We start from the raw sequence: 16,671 nt of genomic DNA, 5'->3' as shown, positions 1-16,671 counted from the left end.
TGTCGCCAACAAGAAGCGGATCGACCTGTGGGGGTCGAAGGCCGTGGCCGTGCTGGACCCGGCGACCGAATACTTCGGCAACCGCCTGACGCTGAGCACCGCCGAAGGGGACGAGATGCCCACCCCGTCGAAACCCAGCGAGCAGCAGTTCACGGGCGAGATCGACCATTTCAGCCAGGCCGTCCGCGACGGGGTTCCCATCCTGACCCCGGCCGAGATGGGCCTGCGCGACATGCACCTGCTGGAAGCCATCTACATCTCGGCCGAGCGGGGCGAGTGGGTCGAGGTGAACCCCGACGGCACCCTGCGCTGACCGCCCCCGGTGCATTGACGACCATCGTCATGCCCGCATGATCCCGTCGCAGGAACATCCTGTCCTGGACGGCCGCTGGCCTCGACCCGCTGCCGGGTCGGCTTGAATCGCAGGCAGGATTCCTGGTCCGGTCCGGGCTTGGCGGAAGCGCGCTGACTGGCCGTCTATCCGGAACACTACGCAATCATCAGGGATTGGGACAGCATGTGGATCCCCTTTCCACGATCACTGCCTGAGAAGGAAGCAGATGGCACAGGACTGGGATGATCGGGAAGGCCGGGGCCGCGGCGGCTACGGGCATCGGGACGACTACGCGCGCCGGGACCGCTCCCGCGACTGGTCGGACAGGGCAGGGGACGAGGTCCGCTCCTGGCTCGGCGATGACGATGCCGAACGGCGCCGGCGCATGGATGAGGCCCGCGGCTACGGCATGGCGGGCTCGGGGCGGCGCGGCGCTTACTACGCCGACGAGGGGGGCGGTTTCGGGGGTGGCTCGGGATACGACCCTTATGGCTCCGGCCGCGGCGATGCCGGCCGCTGGGATGAGGGCCCTGCTTATCGCGGCGACTACGGGGCCGTCCGGCCCGGCATGACGGGCATGGGCATGGGCATGTCCAGCTATCCCCCGAGCCTCGGGATGGACCGTGACCGGCCGGACTATGGCGGGCAGGGCTTCGGCCAGCGCCGCTATGAGCAGGAAAGCTGGGGTGGCGGCTCGGGCGAGCGGGGCTTCTTCGAGCGCGCGGGCGACGAGATCGCCTCGTGGTTCGGCGACGAGGAGGCGCAGCGCCGGCGCGAGAGGGATGCCGGTCATCGCGGCCGCGGGCCCCGGAACTACAGCCGCTCGGACGAGCGCATCCGCGAGGATGTCAGCGACCGGCTGTCGGATGACCATCACCTCGACGCCTCCGACATCGTGGTTTCCGTCAGCGGCGGCGAGGTGACGCTGGACGGCACGGTCGACAGCCGCGCGGCCAAGCGCCATGCCGAGGACCTGGCCGAACGCTGCTCGGGCGTGCTGCATGTCCAGAACAACCTGCGCGTCAGGGACCGGCAGTCGGACTTCAGCCGTTCCGGGATGACCGGCAGCGGCACAGGCGGCACTGGCTCAGATCATCGCTGACGCTGGGCATTACTCGAGCGCTACCTGAAGCTCGTCCACGCGCCTGCGCTTCCGCGCCCTACAGCAGTGCCGGAGCATGCACAGGCGACGGGCATCAGCGGGTGATCAATGATGGCACTGTCCCTGGAACTCAGCGGAAGCGGAGCATGTGGATGCAGTGGACCGCAGATCACCGCGACATCATTTCCATCCTGGCCAGCATCGGAACGCTGCTGGTCTGGGTCATTTGCTCCCATCTGTTTACGGGCAGCTAACGTCGGCAATCGCAGGCGACGCTGCTCATCACCCAAAGTGCGGGGATCATGTGTGCAGGCGCAGACCGGGACGCGGAGCGTTGTTATGTTCACGCAGAGGGCGCAAGAAACAGTGTTCAAATCCTGCCCCCGCAACCAAAACTACCTGACCCACCATCAAAGCGGCCTCCCTCGGGGGGCATTCGCATTTGGGCCATGGCATCCCGGCAAAACAGCCGGGAGGCTGTGCTCCGGATCTCCACTCGCAACATGGCCCGTGCATTCGCGTCCGGACCCAGACCATCCCCAGCAACTCCCGCAGCAGCCGGTCAGACTTTGCTCTCTCGTCCGTGCTCTCGAGCAGCACCTCTGGGCGGGTCACCTCCCGCACATGGTTTGCCGTCAGGTTTTCGGTCCGTCTGAACAGGTTGCGGCCATAGACAAGCATCCTGACATTGGCCTCTTGGCGTAGCACCCCGTCGTGCCTGCGGGCATTGCCGTGGATCGTGCTGTCCGTTCAGCCGCCGCCGGAGGGCGACGGAACATCCTTCTCATTGAGGCTGGCAATAAATCGAACCGAGAGATCCGTCGCATGACCAGCGAATATTCCCTTGGACCACTGCGCCCTTGTTTCGTCGATGACGCTGTCGAGACTGCTGCTGCCGGGAACTCGCGATAGCCTTGGGCCAGTCTCGCCGCCACACGGCTAAGCCTGGTGCAGTGGATCCTCCCCCTCCGGGTCTTGTCGCTCGTCCTGCGAGATTTAACCCCGGCAGGATGCGCGGCTTTCTTGGCTCGACGCTCTGCGTGCTGTTCTGCGTTTTCTTACGCGAATACCTGTCGATGTGGACCGAGAACCGGCTGTTCCGATCCTGCTGGTTTTCCTCGGCTTCGTGCTGTTCGCGCGGGAAGGTCTGGTCGGCATCGGTCGGCATGGGACGGCCCGGCTGCGCCCCTGCGCCGGCAGCGCCATGGCTGACCGCCATGCGACTGCCCTGCTGCTGCCATGCCGCGCGATGAAATCGCACCGGATGCGGGCGGCGAAGTGCTGAAGGCCGGGAATCTCGGCAAGCGGTTCCGGGCGCGCAAGGCCGCCAATGACATCAGTTTTCCCGTTCGTCACGTCACCCGGCGTGTGCTAATCGAGCCGAGAGAGGGCGAGCAGCTCCCCTTTCCACCTGCTGGCTGGCATGTTCCGCCCGACAGCGGCCATGGCGTGCTGGACGGGGCCGGGGCCACTGGCCGCACCGCCGACCAGATCGCGCAGATGGGCACGGGCCCGTCCTTCCTGATCACCCGTCTGTTCCCGACCTGACCGTATTCGAGAATGTCCGCCTTGCCGTGCAGTCCGGCAATTCACGTGAGATGAACGGCTGGCGTCCTGACGGCAGGATCGAGCGGGTGAGCGCACAGACCGGCGAGATCCTCGAATGGGTCGGCCTCGGCAGGATGGGCGCGGCGGGGCAGGCCGCTCTCCGACGGCACGCAGCGGCTGCCGCAGTTAGCGCTGGCCACTACGTCGCGCATCCTGCTGGCCGACGAGGCGCTGGCGGGGTTGTCGGTCGCCGAAGGCGAGCGGGTGGGCAACCTCATCAAGCCGGTCATGCTCGACCTGCCGGTGCTGCTGGGCGCACATGGCATGGACCGGGTCATCGCCTTGGCCGGCCATGTCTCCGTGATGAACGAAGGCAAGGTGCTGCTCGCCGGCGATGTCGAGGCCGCGCGGACTTGGAACTGAGGGCAGGAAATCTGTATCGGCGCGGGCACCTCCGCCGTCGTCGCGACGGCGCGTCGTGGGCCGGCGGGGAGAGGGACGCTTGCGCGCAGGACACGGTCAGCGTCCCTCGCGGGAATGCCACACCCCGCACGATGTCAGCTTCGACGTCCGGCAGGGCGAGATCCTCAGGATGCCGGGCCGCAACCGGGCCGGGAAGACCGCGCCGTTCAAGGCCCTGATCGGAAACACGCCGGCAAGTTCCGCCGCCGTTGCGCTGGATGGTGAGGTGATCGCGGGCCTGCCATCGGCGGCAATCGCCCGGGCGGGCGTGGGTTGCGTTCCACAGGGCAGGGGCCTTTCGCGGGCAAGGCGGTGCGACGGCCTCGAACCCCGCCGCACCCGCAACGGCACGCATCGGGACGACGACGAGATCCCTGAACACTTTCCGCAGCGTGCCGGGCGGATGGACACCGAGGCCGACCGCCCGTCGGGGAGCGGGCAGCAGATGGCCGCCCTGGCTCGCGCCCTGTCGGGCGACACCCGCATCCTGCTGCCGGACGAGCCGTTCGACCCGCGTGCCCCTGCCGTGGTCGAGCAGCTTTCCGCACCTTCGTCCGCCTGTCCATCGTCATCATGGACCGCAACCTGGCCTTGCGCTTGCGCCGTCTGACCGTACGGTGCGCGCTGCACCGCGGGCGGGCGTTCCACGAAGGGCCGTCGCGGGCATCGGCCGGGGAGGCTTGAACTGCGCCGCGAGGTGCTGGGGCTGTGAGGAGCGTAATGGAGAAGAAGGACGTCATCGGCATCGTCGGCGCCGGACTGATCGGGCGGGCATGGGCCTGCGTCTTCGCGCGGGCGGACCATCCCGTGCAGCTGTGGGACCCCGAGCCAAGCCTGCGCGCCCGGATGCCGGAACTGCTGCGGGCAATGCTGGAGGAAGCCGGGAACGACCCCGCCGCCGCCGACCGCGTGACCGTCTGCGAGACGCTGGAAGAGGCACTGCGCGGCGCGGCGCTGGTGCAGGAAAGCTGCCCCGAAATCCTGGACATCAAGCGCGAGCTTTTCGCCCGGATGGACCAGTCCGCCGCGCCGGATACGATCCTCGCCTCGTCCTCCTCGGCGCTGGTGGCGTCCGAGTTCGCGGCGGGCCTGCCGGGGGCGCGGCGCTGCCTGGTCGCCCATCCGGTGAATCCGCCGCATGTGATCCCGGTCGTGGAACTGTGCCCCTCGCCCGAAACCGACGCAGGCATCCTGTCGCGCGCCGAGGCGATCTATGCCGGCGCGGGACAGGTGCCCGTGCTTCTGAACCACGAGATTCCCGGCTTCGTGCTGAACCGGCTTCAGGCGGTGCTGCTGGCGGAAGCGTTGCGGCTGGTCAGCGAGGGCGTCTGTTCCGTCCAGGGCCTCGATGACACCATCCGCCACGGGCTGGGACGGCGTTGGGCGCTGATGGGGCCGCTCGAGACGATCTCGCTCAACGCTCCCGAGGGCCTTCACGACTACATGCGCCGTTATGGCCCGATGCTGGGCCGGCTTGCCGATGACGGCGCGGGGGCCGAGGCGTTCTCGGATCGGGCGGCGGACATCGTCGGCGCGGCCTTTCCCCATTCCGGCCCGGATTCGGTCCGCGCACGCACCGCCTGGCGCGACCGCGAGCTTGCCGCGCTGGACCACCATCTCCACTCCCGCAATGCCAAGGACTGACATCATGGCCAAACCGCCCCGCAAGACGATCATCACCTGCGCCGTGACCGGCGCCATCCACACGCCGTCGATGTCGCCCCATCTGCCCGTCACCCCCACGGAAATCGCCGAAGCCGCCCTCGGTGCCGCCGAGGCGGGGGCCGCGATCGTCCACCTGCACGCCCGCAACCCCGAGGACGGCAGCCCCGACCAGTCGCCCGAAGCGTTCCTGCCCTTCCTTCAGGTCATCAAGCAGCGGTCGAACGTGGTCGTGAACCTGACGACCGGCGGCGCCCCCACCATGACCATCGAGCAGCGGATGAAGCCCGCCGCGACCTTCCGGCCCGAGGTCGCCTCGATGAACATGGGCACGATGAACTTCGGCCTGTTCCCGATGCTCGACCGCTTCGAGGGCAAGCTGAAGCATGAATGGGAAAGGACCTATCTGGGCAACCGCGACATCGTCTTCCGCAACACCTTCGGCGATCTGGAAAAGGTGATGACGGATCTGGGCGCGAATGGCACAAGGTTCGAGTTCGAGTGCTACGACACCTCGCATCTGTATAACCTCAAGTATTTCTATGACCGGGGCATCGTCAGGGGGCCGCTGTTCATCCAGACCGTGTTCGGCCTGATGGGCGGGATCGGCGCGCATTTCGAGGACGTCATGCACATGAAGCGCACCGCCGACCGGCTGTTCGGCGATGATTACCGCTGGTCGGTGCTGGGCGCGGGCAAGAACCAGCTGCCGATCGCGGCCATGTCGGCGGCGATGGGCGGCCATGTCCGCGTCGGGCTCGAGGACTCGCTCTGGGCCGGGCCGGGGAAGCTGGCGGAAACCAACGCCCAGCAGGTCCGGCTGGCGCGCCAGATCATCGAGGGGCTGGGGCTGGAGATCGCCACCCCCGATGAGGCCCGTGAGATCCTGGCTCTGAAGGGGACCGACGATCTGGGGTTCTGACCGGCCTCGCTCCGGCCCGGTGAACGGGGCCGGGGCGAGGGCACACCGGGGTCCTGCCCTGCAGGCGGGACTTTCGCCTGCCTTCCCGACATCATCCCGGCCAGCGCACGGCATGGTCCGCGCGGGGGTCCGGCGTCCGGGAAAGACAATGCCCTGACCTGCGGAGCGTGCGCCGAGTGAAGACGCGCCTTCTGACAGCAGCGGGGTATCTTGCCCGCCAGACGGGGGGCGGCTGCCTCCAGCCGGCAACTTGCGATCCGTGCAGGCGGCGATGATCCCATCTCAAGGAAAACTCGGGAAAGGCACGCAGGAAAGAGGGCAGGTCGTGCATGCGGCGTTCCTCCGGGGAAACGGCCGGGCGGTGATCTGGAACAAGTCGCGTCCATCCGCGTTGCATGATCCATGAAGGCGGCATCGATCAGCGCGGGGAATGCGGCCATCCGGCAGATGCTGGCGCGTGCGATCGCGATCCTGGCGGTTGCGATGCTTGTCGCCCATGCCGCCGCCGCGAAGGGCGTTGTGTCCCATGATCACGATCATGCCCTTGCCCATGCGGGCGCATCGCTGGTTCCGGGTGATCCGCAGGCTGAACCGGCAGGAAGCCCGGCACATCCGCCAGCCCTGGTCCATGCGCATGATGCATCCGGGGATGATGCGCCCCCCTGCTGCGGAGAGGCGTGCCTGACGGCGCTGCTGCCGGGCGAGGACCCCTTGCCGGACAGGGATCGGAGCGGGCCGTCCAGATCGGTCATGCCGGTCCCCCTGTTGACGGGGCGCGACCCGGAGGGGGTGCGGCGCCCTCCAAGGTGCGGTCGGGCCTGATTGCCTTTCCCTGAAAGGCAAGGCCGGCCTGGTCGAGGCCGGCGTTTCCACGGCCCCCGGAACGCACGGCGTTTCCATTGCACCGCCGCCGGAATGTGGCGGTCCGGGCGCCTCGCAGCACTCATATCCTTCAGGAGAACTCTCATGCCGAGAATCGAACTCGCCCTTGCCGTTGCAGCCCTTCTCGCCACCCCTGCGGCCTTCGCCCAGGAAAGCGGAACGGGGGGGCACCAAGATCACGCCGCCGGACAGCCTGGCCAGATGGCCGACCTGTCGATCCTGCCGCAAGGATGCCGGGACGCCATCCAGCCATCCGAGATGCCGGCTATGGACATGTCCTCCATGATGGAGGGCATGAAGGGCATGGACGAGGCCCAGATGGCCTCCATGCAGGCCATGATGAAGATGAACGGTCCGATGATGGCCGCCCATACCATCAAGGACGCAGACTTGGCCTTCCACTGCGGCATGATCGCGCATCATGCGGGAGCCATGGCCATGGCCGAGGTCGAGCTGAAATACGGTGACGATGCGCAGTCGAAGGCGATCGCCCAGAAGATCATCGATGCCCAAGGGCCGGAAATCGAGGAGATGACGGCCTGGGTCGAAAAGAACGCAGGCCAGAAGTAGGCACCATGGCCGCCGCGGCTTCGCGCTGCGGCGGCCCCATGGACCGCAAGGGCCCATCCGGCGCAGGCCGGAAGGTGAGCGCCCGGCAATGTCCTGCGCCGGCCGACCGCTCCTGCCCGAAAGGGCGGGGGCGTCCCTCCGGTATCGCCACGGCAGGAGATCCGCTCGGCAGGCCCCGCCGACATGCGGCATGGCGCGGAAGCCGGCGTCGGCGATCCTGAACGCCGGGACAGTCCCGAACCGATCGACAGGCCCGGCCGAAGCCGATGGGCGATCCGGCTGCCGGCCCGCCTGCTCGCGCCCGAGGCGGGTGGTCAGTTGGCGCGGCTCTCTCCGCCGAGCGGGGATCAGGGCGGCGAACTGCCGGTTCGGCGGCCTTTCCCCTTTTGTCCCCGCAAGCGCAGCACGCCCCGGGCCAGGGATGGCCTGATCGCCGTGCAGCCGTTGGTCCTGGGATATCCTTGAACCACCCGTCCCGTGGCCGAAAGGCCTCCTCTGCTCATCCGATGACGGGCAACGGGCTCCCGGTCATGTGACGGACCGCCTTCGGGGATGGGTGCGACTTCGTGCCGGGTTCCCCTTGCCTCGGCGCGCGCAGGCGGCGAAGCGGGGGCTGTTCAGGCGAAGGATGACGACAGAATGGCGCGTTCCGTGCTTTCCCGACCCGGCTTGCGGCGGCTTGGCTTGGAGTTGGCCACGGCCGCATCCGCTGCAATGGGGGCGGGGCTTGCGGCAGCGCTGGGGCTGCCGGCGGCATGGCTGCTGGGGGCGATGATCGCCACCGCCGCGGCCGCGCTGGCGGGGCTGCCGGTCGGGCTGAACCGGGCTGCGCGCGAGATCGCCTTTCTGCTTCTGGGCATCTCGATCGGCTCGGGCGTCACGCCGGAGATCCTGGGGCAGGTGCAGGCCTGGCCGGGCAGCATCGCGCTGCTGGTGGCCTCCATCGCCGCGACGATGGCGGTCTCGAGCGGCTATCTCACGCGGGTGCATGGCTGGGACAGGACCACGGCCCGCTTCGCCTCGATGCCGGGGGCGTTCTCCTCGGTGGCCGTGCTGGCCGCGAACAGCAGCGCCGACCTGCCGCGCGTTATCCTGGCCCAGAGCCTGCGCGTCTTCACGCTGGTCGCCCTGATGCCGCCGGTTCTTTCGATGGCAAGCGGCACGCCGCCTGCCGGGCCCGCCGGGCGTTCCGCCCAAAGCGTCAATTCGCCGGCCGAGGCTTTGACCGTGTTTCAGGCCGGGGGCGCGGTGGCGGTGCTGCTGAACCGGCTGCGCGTCCCGGCGGGGACGCTGCTGGGGGCCATGGTGGTCAGCGCGGGCCTGCATGCCGCCGGCCTCGTGCACGGGCGCTTCCCGCAGCCGCTGATCATCCTCGGCTTCATCGCGACGGGGGCGGTGATCGGCGCGCGGTTCCGGGGAACGACCCTGCGCACGGTGATCCGCACCGTGCCGGGTGCCTCGGTCAGCATCCTGCTGGCGCTGGGCGTTTCGGCCCTTTTCGCGGTAGCAGGGGCCTGGATGCTGGCTCTGCCCTTCGGGCAGCTCTGGCTGGCCTATGCGCCGGGCGGGGTCGAGGCAATGGCCGCGATGGCGCTGGTGCTGAAGCTCGAGCCCGCCTTCGTGGGCACGCATCATGTCCTGCGCATTCTCGGCCTCAACCTCGTCGGACCCTTGTGGCTTCGCGCGCCCCGGCGGGCCGGAAAGGGGCGCGGGGCTTGAGCTGGGCAGGGGGGGGGGCGCCTGCCCGGCCTGCCTTTCAGGAGGAACCCTTCAGGAACCCGAGGATCTCGGCAGCAACGCGCCCCGGTTCCTCGAGGTGCAGCCAGTGGGTCGTGCCGGGAAGGACCAGAAGCCGCCCGTCGTCGCATAGCCCCACGGCGTCCCGGGCGACATGGCGTTCCAGCGCCGCGTCCCTTTCGCCCCACAGCACCAGGGCCGGAGGGCGGATGCGCGCAGGCTCGGCAGGTCTTCGGCGGCGGCGCAGCGCGCGGTAATAGTTCAGCATCGCGCCCAGTCGTCCCGGTCGCGCCCAGGCCGTGGCGTAGCGGTCGAGGTCGCCGGGACGGAAGGTGTCGGACCTTGCGCTGCCCCGCATCATGGCGCGCAGGCCCGCGAAGCCGAGGGGGCTCAGCAGCGCTTCGGGCAGCAGGGGCAGTTGGAACAGCGCGGCATAGCTGCTGCGCAGGGCCTGGGTCGGGTGCCTCAGCGCCCGGCCCAGAAGGTCGGGGTTGGGCGCGTCCAGCACCACCAGCCGCCCGATCCGGCCCGGATGGCGCGCCGCCGTGGCCCAGGCGATCACGCCGCCCCAGTCGTGCCCCACGAGATCGAAGCGGTCCGCCCCGAAGCTGTCCGCCAGCGCCGCCACATCCGCCACCAGCAGGTCGAGGTGGTAGCTGCCGATGCCCCGCGGCGCGTCGCTGAGGTTGTAGCCCCGCATGTCCGGCACGACCACGTGAAAGCCCGCCTCGGCCAGCGGCGTGATCTGGTGGCGCCAGGCCCACCAGAACTCGGGAAAGCCGTGCAGCAGGATCAGCAGGGGGCCGGTCCCGGGGCCTGCCTCGACCACATGCAGCGACAGGCCGTTCACCTGCCTGCTGCCCGACCGCCATCCGGGCGCGAGAAGCTCGCTGTCCGACATGTGGATAGCCTCCTTTCCGATCCGGAGCGCGCCCGTCCGCGGGGTCGGGCGTCAGATGCTGTTCAACCCCCAGACCATCGCGATCAGGGGCGTGCCGACCAGAACGACAAGGATCGACAGCGGCAGCCCCAGCCGCCAGTAATCCCCGAAGCGGTAGCCCCCCGGCCCCATGACCAGCGTGTTGCACTGGTGCCCGATGGGGGTCAGGAAATCGCAGGCGGCCCCCAGCGCCACGGCCATCAGGAAGGGGTCCGGGTTCAGGTTCAGCCGTTCGGCCAGGCTGGCCGCGATGGGGGCCATCACCAGCACCGTGGCCGCATTGTTCAGGAAGGGCGTCACCGCCATCGCCAGCACGATCATCAGTCCCAGCGCGACCAGCGGCGGCACGCCGCCCGCCACCCGTTCCAGCCCGGCCGCGATCAGGTCGGTCCCGCCCGTCGCCTGGATGGCGTTGCTGACCGGGATCAGCGCGGCCAGCAGCACGATCACGGGCCATTCGATCGACTCGTAGGCCTCGTCCATCGTCATCACGCGCAACAGAAGGACAAGCGCCGCCGCGCCCGCGAAGGCGACGGCCACCGGGACCGCATGGGCGGCCACCAGCACCATGGCCGCGGCCAGGATGATCAGCGGCAGCCAGCTCCGCTTGCGGCTGCCCAGGGCCACGTCGCGCTGGCTGAGCGGCAGGATGCGCAGCTCTCCCAGGGACGGCGCCAGCCGCTCGCGCGGGGCCTTGAGGATCAGGACATCGCCCGCTTCCAGCCGCAGCCGCCGCAGCCGCCGTTTCAGCCGCTGACCGCTGCGGCTGACCGCCAGCAGTTGCAGGCCGTGGCGGCGCAGCAGATGCGCCTCGGCCGGGGTGCGGCCGACCAGTGGGGAATCGGCGGTCACGACCCCCTCGGCCACGACGCTGTCGGCGTCGGCCTCCTCGTTCTCGGCAACCTCCTCGCCCGCAAGGCGCAGCCGCGCGCGGGCCACGACGCGCTCAAGGTCGTCGGGCTCGCCGCTCAGCAGCAGGACGTCCTCGGCCTTGAGGATCGCATCGGGGCGAGGGGTGTGGCGGCGGAAGCGCTCGCGGATGATGGTTGTGACGCGCAGGCTGCCTTCGGCCAGCGCCTCGAGCTCGGCCACGGTGCGGCCGACGAAGGGAGAGTCCTCCGGGACGCGGGCCTCGGTCGAATATTCCTCGATGTTGAAGGCTGCATCCATGGACCGGCTGGCGGCGCGGCGATCGGGCAGCAGGCGATAGCCGAAGGACAGGAAGACAACGCCCAGCACCGCGATGACGATCCCCACGGGCGTATAGTCGAACATGCCGAAGGGCTTGCCCAGGATGTCCTCGCGCACCTTGGACACCAGGATGTTGGGCGAGGTGCCGACCAGCGTCACGATCCCCCCGATCAGCGAGCCGAAGGCCATGGGCATCAGCATGAAGGACAGGGGCGTGCCCGTGCGCCGCGACAGCTGCGCCGCGACCGGCATCAGCATGGCCAGCGCGCCCACGTTCTTGGTGATCATCGACAGGACGGTCACGGCCGAGACCAGCACGGTCACCTGCGCCTGCGCGCCCTTGAGGTTGCGCAGCAGCGGGCGCATCGCCGTTTCCACCGCGCCCGAGCGCGCCACCGCTGCCGAAACCAGAAGGGCCGCGGCCACGATGATCACCACGTCGTCGCCGAAACCCGAGAAGGCCTCGTCCGCGGGGATGATGCCGATCAGGACGCCTGTCAGCAGCGCCAGAAGGGCCACGAGGTCGTAGGGCAGGCGGCCCCAGATGAACAGGCCGATGGTCACGGCCATCAGGCCGAAGGCAAGCGCTTGGTCGAGGGTCAATTCCAGGGATCACTCTGCAGGGGCAGGGCGGAACCGCCCGCGCCGCTGACCGGTTCCACGGGGCACGGACAAGGGGACAGGGCGGTGGACATCATGGGATGGGTTTTCAGGACGGCGCGCAACCGCGACGGCCGGGCGCATGCGCTCGAGGAGCGGGCGCAGGAGGTGGGGCCCGGCTCCGTGCCCGTCCTGGTGGCCGTGGAGGCGGGGCTGGAGGTCGCGCTGGGCACCAAGCTGCTGGACGGCTGGCTGTCCAACCGCCGCCAGGTGCTGGTGCCCCACACGCTGAACTTCCGCGCGCTTGCGCCGGACGCATCCGCCCTGCTGGTCGAGGTCATGGCCGCCGCCGCCCAGGCCGACGGCGAGGTGGACCCGCGCGAGGCGCAGCAGCTGCCGCTGGCGCTGGAACGGGTCGGCGCGGGCGAGGCCGAGGCGCGGCGGCTGGAAGCCGCGCTGGCCGAGCCCCAGCATCTCGGACAGCTTCTGGCGCGGGTCGAGGAGGCGGGGCTTGCCACCCATGCCTATGCGGCGGCGCTGCTGGCGATCAACCGGCGTGCCCGGGTGAACCGCGCCTTCCTGGACTATGTGGCGCGGCGGCTGGGACTGCCGGCCGAGGTGGCGGGCAGCCTCGAACGCCGCTACCGGACCTGAGCCGCTTCGGGCGCGGCCTCGGCCGCAGTCCCTTCGGTCAGCTCGCGCAGCACCACCTGGACCGAGCCGCTTTCCACCAGCAGGTGGCGCGCGACATCGCCCAGGGTCAGCCAGCCGATCACCCGGCCGCCGTCGTCCCGCACGGCCAGCCTGCGGATGTGATGGGCGGCCATCAGGCTCATGGCGTCCTGCAGGCTGTCCTCCTCGCCGCACCCGATCACCGGGCGGGTGGCGATGGCGCCCACGGTGACATCCGCGCTGCCCAGGCCCTTGGCCACGACGCGATACAGGATGTCGCGGTCGGTCACGACGCCCTGCAGGTCCTCGGCCGTGCCCACGGGCAGCGCGCCCAGGTCCAGTTCCCCCATCAGCTCGGCCGCCTCGGACACGGGGGCCTCGGCGGGGATGAACTCGACATGGCGGGCCATGATCTCGCCCACCCTCATGCCACGGCCCCCAGGGCGGCGTCGATCTGGGTCAGCAGCTTGGAAAAGTCGATCGGCTTGGGGTGATAATCGTCGCAGCCCGCGGCCAGCGCCTTTTCCCGGTCGCCCGCCAGCGCATGGGCCGTCAGCGCGATGATCGGGATGGCGGCCGTCGCCGGATCGTCCTTGAGCCGGCGCGCGACGGTCCAGCCGTCCATCACCGGCAGGTTCATGTCCAGAAGGATCACCTGCGGCTGTTCGGCCCGCGCCATGTCCAGCCCCGCCTGCCCGTCATGGGCCAGCACCACCTCGTGTTCGCGCCGCTTGAGACGCCGGGACAGGAAGTCCCAGATCTCGGGCGTGTCCTCGACCAGCAGCAGTTTCGCCATCAGTCCCGTCCTTCCTTCTTCGTTCCCGCGCGTTCGGCCGCGATGCGCTTCAGTTCGTCCAGCAGTTCGTCAACGCTGTCCTCGCCCGGCTGGATCACCTGCCGCACCTGGTCGCACAGACGGGCGCGCTCCTCGGGCGGCAGGCCGCCTTCGGTCAGGGCGATGACCGGGATCGCGCGCAGGTCCGGGCTGCGGCGCAGGCGGCCCAGCAGGGAAAAGCCCCCGACCTCGGGCAGGTCCAGGTTGACGAGGATCAGGTCCGGCCGTCCTTCGGCGATCCGCGCCTGGGCCGCGTCGGCGTCGGCGGCCCCGGCGACCTCCCACCCTTCGCCGGCCAGCAGGTGGCCCAGTTCCTCGCGCGTGGCGGCGTCGCTTTCGACCACCAGCGCCAGCCCTGCCGGGGTGGCCGAGGGCAGCCGGTGGCGGTCCACGGTTTCCTTGAGCCGCTGCCAGTCCACGGGCTTGGTCAGGTAGTCCGCCGCCCCCAGAGAATAGGCGAGGCCCGTTTCCCGGATCATCGAGACCATGATGACGGGGATCTCGGCCAGGTCGGGGTCGGCCTTCAGCGCCGACAGGACCGCCCAGCCGTCCATGCGCGGCATCATCACGTCCAGGATGATGGCCGAGGGGGCGATCTCGCGCGCCAGCGCCAGCCCGTCCTGCCCGTTGGCGGCCGCCGCCACGGCCAGCCCGTCCCGCCCCAGGAAACGCGTGAGAAGATCGCGCATGTGCGGGTCGTCGTCGATGACCAGCACGCGGTCGGCGGAACCGGCTTCACCGCCCGGCTCAGGGGCCGCGGTGTCGGGATCGACCGGATGGCGCACGTCGGCGGGAAGGGTCAGGGTGAAGCTCGTCCCTTCGCCTTCGGTGCTTTCGACGGTGATGGTGCCGCCCATCATCTCGGCAAAGGCCTTGGTCAGCGCGAGCCCCAGGCCGGTGCCACCGAAGCGGCGCGTCGTGGACACGTCGGCCTGGGTGAAGCGCTGGAACAGCTTGTCCTGCTGTTCGGGCGTCATGCCGATGCCGGTGTCGGCCACGCGGAAGGACAGCCACTCGCCCTGGCGCGAGGCGCTCAGCGTGACGCGACCGCCTTCGGTGAACTTGGCCGCGTTGGACAGCAGGTTGAACAGGCACTGCCGCAGCTTCACGGGATCGGACTGCATGCTGCCCAGGTCCGGGGCCAGCTCGGCGGTGAAGCCGTTGTCCTTTTTCGCCATCAGCCCCTCGACCGTGGCGCAGACCTCGTCCACCAGCGGGGCCACGTCGAAGGCCTCGACCTCGACCTCCATCTTGCCGGCCTCGATCTTGGACAGGTCCAGGACGCCGTTGATCAGCGACAACAGGTGCCGGGCGCTGACCTCGATCTTGCCCAGGTCCTCGGCCATGTGGGCGGCGGCCTCGCCCAGATCCTCGGCCTCCTCCTCCAGCAGCTCGGCATAGCCGATGATGGCGGACAGGGGGGTGCGAAGCTCGTGGCTCATGTTGGCGATGAACTGGCTTTTCGCGCGGTTGGCCTCCTCGGCGGCCAGCTTGGCGGCGGCCAGGTCCTCCTCGCGCTGGCGGCGCTCGGTCACGTCCCAGGTGATGCCCAGCGCGTAAAGCCCGCGCCCGAAGGGCCGCCGCTCGACCGAGCCGCGCGCGACGGCCCAGCGCACCTCGCCCCCCTCGCCCCCCAGGCGGAACTCCAGGTCGAACTCGCCCTGTTCGCGCCGCGCCTGCGCGAAGGTGGCGGCGACATGGGGGGCGTCCTCGGGATGGATGCGGGCCAGGAACTCGGCCGCGGGCAGCTCGCCGTCACCCGCGGGCAGGCCGAAAAGGGTGCGGAAGCCCTCGTCGGCCTCGAGCGTCTCACCGTCGAGATCCCACGTCCAGGACCCGATCCGCGCCACCTGCAGGGCAAAGCGCAACCGGCGCTCGGCAGCCAAGGCGCGGGCCTCGGCCTGGCGCTGGGCGGTGATGTCGGTGCTGGTGCCGAACCAGCGGGTGACGCGGCCGTCCTCGTCGGGGATCGGCACGGCGCGGGACAGGAACCAGCGATAGCGCCCGTCCTGGCCGCGAAGGGGAAAGGTGTCCTCCCATACCGTCCCCGCCTCGATGGCGGCGCGATAGGATTCCTCGGCGCGGGCGGCGTGGTCGGGGTGGTGCAGGGACCACCAGCCCCAGCCCTCCATCTGGCCGAAACTGCCGCCGGTATAGTCGTACCAGCGCTTGTTGAACCAGTCGATCGCGCCGCTGGCTTCCGCGATCCAGGTCAGCTGCGGCAGCTTCTCGGCAAAGGCGCGGAACTCCTCCTCGCGGTCGCGCAGCGCGGCCTCGGCCCGACGGCGGCGCAGGTACTGACCAACCTGCTGGCCGATGGCATTGGCGCTGTCCAGCAGGTCGTCCCCGCCCTCGGGGGCCTCGCGGGCGTAAAGCTCGATCACGCCCAGCACGCGGCGGCCAAGGCGCGCGGGCACGGCCATCGCCGCCACGAAGCCTGCCGCTTGCGCCGCCTTGCGCCGTCCGGCGTCACCGAGGTCCAAGGACTGGATGATCTCGCCCTCTTCCCAGGCCCGCCCGGCCAGGTCCTCGCCCCGGTCCAGCGTCAGGTCCATCGTGGCCCCGACCAGCGCCTGCGCGTCCAGCCCCGGCGCGACCCAGCTCGCCTCGGGGGCAAGCTGCCGCTCGCGGTGGTTCACCGCCCAGAAGAACCCGGCCTGAAAGCCAAGGCTGCCGCCCACGGCCGCCAGCAGGCGCGGCAGCACCTCCTCGATCTCGGCGCTGCCCGCAAGCATCCGGCTGACCGTGACCTGCAGCGCCAGCCGGTCCGAGGCGCTGCCCTGGCGCGCGGTGTCCACCATGGTCACGACGCTGCCCACCGGCTTGCCCGCCTCGAGCAGGGGCCAAGCGGAATATTCGGCGGTGAAGAAGCTGCCGTCCTTGCGCCACAGCACCTCGTTCGACAGCCGCACGGCGCGGCCGGTCAGGCGCGTGGCCAGCAGCGGGCAGGCGGATTGCGGAAAGGGCGAGCCGTCGGGGTGGCTGTGGTGGATCAGCTCGTGCATGTTCCGCCCCAGCACCTCGTCCGCCGCATAGCCCAGCATCTGCAGGGCGGCCGGGTTGGCATAGGTGCAGCGCCCCTCGGCATCGAGGCGGTAGAGGCCGAAGCCCAGCGCGTCCAGCATGGCGGTTTCGCCGGGCAGGGGGGCAAGGGAATGGGGTGAGTCCAAGGATGCCTCGTGGAACGGCAGGGCGCGTGTGCCTCGCTCAACTC

General features: G+C 69.9%; 17 protein-coding genes. 10 read left to right on the top strand and 7 right to left on the bottom strand.

Annotated elements, in window-relative coordinates:
• Positions 1 to 313, top strand: a 313-nt coding sequence (locus tag CK240_RS18765) for a Gfo/Idh/MocA family oxidoreductase (protein WP_205957869.1), incomplete at its 5' end; no start/stop codon positions are given.
• A 247-nt stretch (positions 314 to 560) separates the two neighbouring features.
• Positions 561 to 1,436 carry a BON domain-containing protein gene (locus tag CK240_RS15700; protein ID WP_095641275.1) on the top strand — a complete coding sequence of 292 codons (876 nt, stop codon included), beginning with the start codon at positions 561 to 563 and terminating at the stop codon, positions 1,434 to 1,436.
• A gap of 784 nt (positions 1,437 to 2,220) precedes the next feature.
• Here CK240_RS15700 and CK240_RS18330 read toward each other — a convergent pair.
• Positions 2,221 to 2,655, bottom strand: a complete 435-nt coding sequence (locus CK240_RS18330) for a hypothetical protein (RefSeq protein ID WP_135058862.1) — start codon at positions 2,653 to 2,655, stop codon at positions 2,221 to 2,223.
• A gap of 20 nt (positions 2,656 to 2,675) precedes the next feature.
• Here CK240_RS18330 and CK240_RS15690 point away from each other — a divergent pair, with 20 nt between their 5' ends.
• The 5 genes from CK240_RS15690 (at position 2,676) to kce (ending at position 6,030) form a co-directional block, all read left to right on the top strand.
• Positions 2,676 to 2,984: a P-loop NTPase family protein gene (locus CK240_RS15690; RefSeq protein ID WP_135058861.1), complete on the top strand. Its 309-nt coding sequence runs from the start codon at positions 2,676 to 2,678 to the stop codon at positions 2,982 to 2,984.
• 240 nt (positions 2,985 to 3,224) lie between these two features.
• Complete coding sequence (locus CK240_RS15685) at positions 3,225 to 3,407, top strand: hypothetical protein (RefSeq protein WP_095641272.1); 183 nt, start codon at positions 3,225 to 3,227, stop codon at positions 3,405 to 3,407.
• 79 nt (positions 3,408 to 3,486) lie between these two features.
• Complete coding sequence (locus CK240_RS15680) at positions 3,487 to 4,056, top strand: ATP-binding cassette domain-containing protein (protein WP_167650078.1); 570 nt, start codon at positions 3,487 to 3,489, stop codon at positions 4,054 to 4,056.
• 110 nt (positions 4,057 to 4,166) lie between these two features.
• Positions 4,167 to 5,090: a 3-hydroxyacyl-CoA dehydrogenase gene (locus CK240_RS15675; protein ID WP_095641270.1), complete on the top strand. Its 924-nt coding sequence runs from the start codon at positions 4,167 to 4,169 to the stop codon at positions 5,088 to 5,090.
• Positions 5,091 to 5,094: 4 nt separating this feature from the next.
• On the top strand, positions 5,095 to 6,030 hold the full coding sequence (kce, locus tag CK240_RS15670) for a 3,5-dioxohexanoate:acetyl-CoA acetone transferase (protein ID WP_095641269.1): 936 nt from the start codon (positions 5,095 to 5,097) through the stop codon (positions 6,028 to 6,030).
• Positions 6,031 to 6,312: 282 nt separating this feature from the next.
• On the opposite strand, the gene CK240_RS18325 is transcribed toward kce, so the two are convergent.
• A complete protein-coding gene (locus CK240_RS18325; RefSeq protein WP_135058860.1) occupies positions 6,313 to 6,666 on the bottom strand; it encodes a hypothetical protein in 354 nt (117 codons plus the stop codon).
• A 330-nt stretch (positions 6,667 to 6,996) separates the two neighbouring features.
• Between CK240_RS18325 and CK240_RS15665 the strand changes: the two genes are divergently transcribed.
• Positions 6,997 to 7,482: a DUF305 domain-containing protein gene (locus CK240_RS15665; RefSeq protein ID WP_095641268.1), complete on the top strand. Its 486-nt coding sequence runs from the start codon at positions 6,997 to 6,999 to the stop codon at positions 7,480 to 7,482.
• Positions 7,483 to 8,121: 639 nt separating this feature from the next.
• Complete coding sequence (locus tag CK240_RS15660) at positions 8,122 to 9,201, top strand: AbrB family transcriptional regulator (protein WP_095641267.1); 1,080 nt, start codon at positions 8,122 to 8,124, stop codon at positions 9,199 to 9,201.
• A 37-nt stretch (positions 9,202 to 9,238) separates the two neighbouring features.
• Here CK240_RS15660 and CK240_RS15655 read toward each other — a convergent pair whose 3' ends face one another.
• Both CK240_RS15655 and CK240_RS15650 read right to left on the bottom strand, forming a co-directional pair.
• Entirely contained in the window at positions 9,239 to 10,120 is an 882-nt protein-coding gene (locus CK240_RS15655; RefSeq protein ID WP_095641266.1) for an alpha/beta fold hydrolase, read from the bottom strand.
• Positions 10,121 to 10,171: 51 nt separating this feature from the next.
• The gene (locus CK240_RS15650; protein WP_095641265.1) at positions 10,172 to 11,953 is read right to left on the bottom strand and encodes an SLC13 family permease; all 1,782 of its coding nucleotides are present in this window, start codon (positions 11,951 to 11,953) and stop codon (positions 10,172 to 10,174) included.
• A gap of 93 nt (positions 11,954 to 12,046) precedes the next feature.
• Here CK240_RS15650 and CK240_RS15645 point away from each other — a divergent pair, with 93 nt between their 5' ends.
• Positions 12,047 to 12,604: a DUF533 domain-containing protein gene (locus CK240_RS15645; protein WP_135058859.1), complete on the top strand. Its 558-nt coding sequence runs from the start codon at positions 12,047 to 12,049 to the stop codon at positions 12,602 to 12,604.
• On the opposite strand, the gene CK240_RS15640 is transcribed toward CK240_RS15645, so the two are convergent.
• From CK240_RS15640 to CK240_RS15630, 3 genes are read right to left on the bottom strand one after another with little or no spacing between them, the layout of a single operon-like run.
• Positions 12,592 to 13,050, bottom strand: coding sequence for a CBS domain-containing protein (locus CK240_RS15640; RefSeq protein ID WP_095641263.1), 459 nt, complete (start codon positions 13,048 to 13,050; stop codon positions 12,592 to 12,594). The genes CK240_RS15645 and CK240_RS15640 overlap by 13 nt on opposite strands.
• Positions 13,047 to 13,418 (bottom strand): response regulator, encoded by a 372-nt coding sequence (locus CK240_RS15635; protein WP_095641262.1) that lies wholly within the window; start codon positions 13,416 to 13,418, stop codon positions 13,047 to 13,049. The genes CK240_RS15640 and CK240_RS15635 overlap by 4 nt, the downstream gene beginning before the upstream one ends.
• The gene (locus tag CK240_RS15630) at positions 13,418 to 16,627 is read right to left on the bottom strand and encodes a response regulator (protein ID WP_135058858.1); all 3,210 of its coding nucleotides are present in this window, start codon (positions 16,625 to 16,627) and stop codon (positions 13,418 to 13,420) included. The genes CK240_RS15635 and CK240_RS15630 overlap by 1 nt, the downstream gene beginning before the upstream one ends.
• Positions 16,628 to 16,671 lie beyond the last annotated feature (44 nt).

Origin of the sequence: Paracoccus salipaludis (assembly GCF_002287065.1) — a bacterium.
GTDB lineage: Bacteria > Pseudomonadota > Alphaproteobacteria > Rhodobacterales > Rhodobacteraceae > Paracoccus > Paracoccus salipaludis.
Note: the sequence above shows the minus strand (reverse complement) of the source record. Positions and strands in the feature narration are given on the sequence as shown.

Bases quoted from the DNA above. Each gene is read 5' to 3' on its own strand.
- CK240_RS15635 (WP_095641262.1), bottom strand. From the start codon at position 13,418: ATGGCGAAACTGCTGCTGGTCGAGGACACGCCCGAGATCTGGGACTTC.
- CK240_RS15645 (WP_135058859.1), top strand. From the start codon at position 12,047: ATGGGATGGGTTTTCAGGACGGCGCGCAACCGCGACGGCCGGGCGCAT.
- CK240_RS15675 (WP_095641270.1), top strand. From the start codon at position 4,167: ATGGAGAAGAAGGACGTCATCGGCATCGTCGGCGCCGGACTGATCGGG.
- CK240_RS15640 (WP_095641263.1), bottom strand. From the start codon at position 13,050: ATGAGGGTGGGCGAGATCATGGCCCGCCATGTCGAGTTCATCCCCGCC.
- CK240_RS15665 (WP_095641268.1), top strand. From the start codon at position 6,997: ATGCCGAGAATCGAACTCGCCCTTGCCGTTGCAGCCCTTCTCGCCACC.
- CK240_RS18325 (WP_135058860.1), bottom strand. From the start codon at position 6,666: ATGCGCATGGACCAGGGCTGGCGGATGTGCCGGGCTTCCTGCCGGTTC.
- CK240_RS15660 (WP_095641267.1), top strand. From the start codon at position 8,122: ATGGCGCGTTCCGTGCTTTCCCGACCCGGCTTGCGGCGGCTTGGCTTG.
- CK240_RS18330 (WP_135058862.1), bottom strand. From the start codon at position 2,655: ATGGCGGTCAGCCATGGCGCTGCCGGCGCAGGGGCGCAGCCGGGCCGT.
- CK240_RS15690 (WP_135058861.1), top strand. From the start codon at position 2,676: ATGCCGCGCGATGAAATCGCACCGGATGCGGGCGGCGAAGTGCTGAAG.
- CK240_RS15700 (WP_095641275.1), top strand. From the start codon at position 561: ATGGCACAGGACTGGGATGATCGGGAAGGCCGGGGCCGCGGCGGCTAC.
- kce (WP_095641269.1), top strand. From the start codon at position 5,095: ATGGCCAAACCGCCCCGCAAGACGATCATCACCTGCGCCGTGACCGGC.
- CK240_RS15655 (WP_095641266.1), bottom strand. From the start codon at position 10,120: ATGTCGGACAGCGAGCTTCTCGCGCCCGGATGGCGGTCGGGCAGCAGG.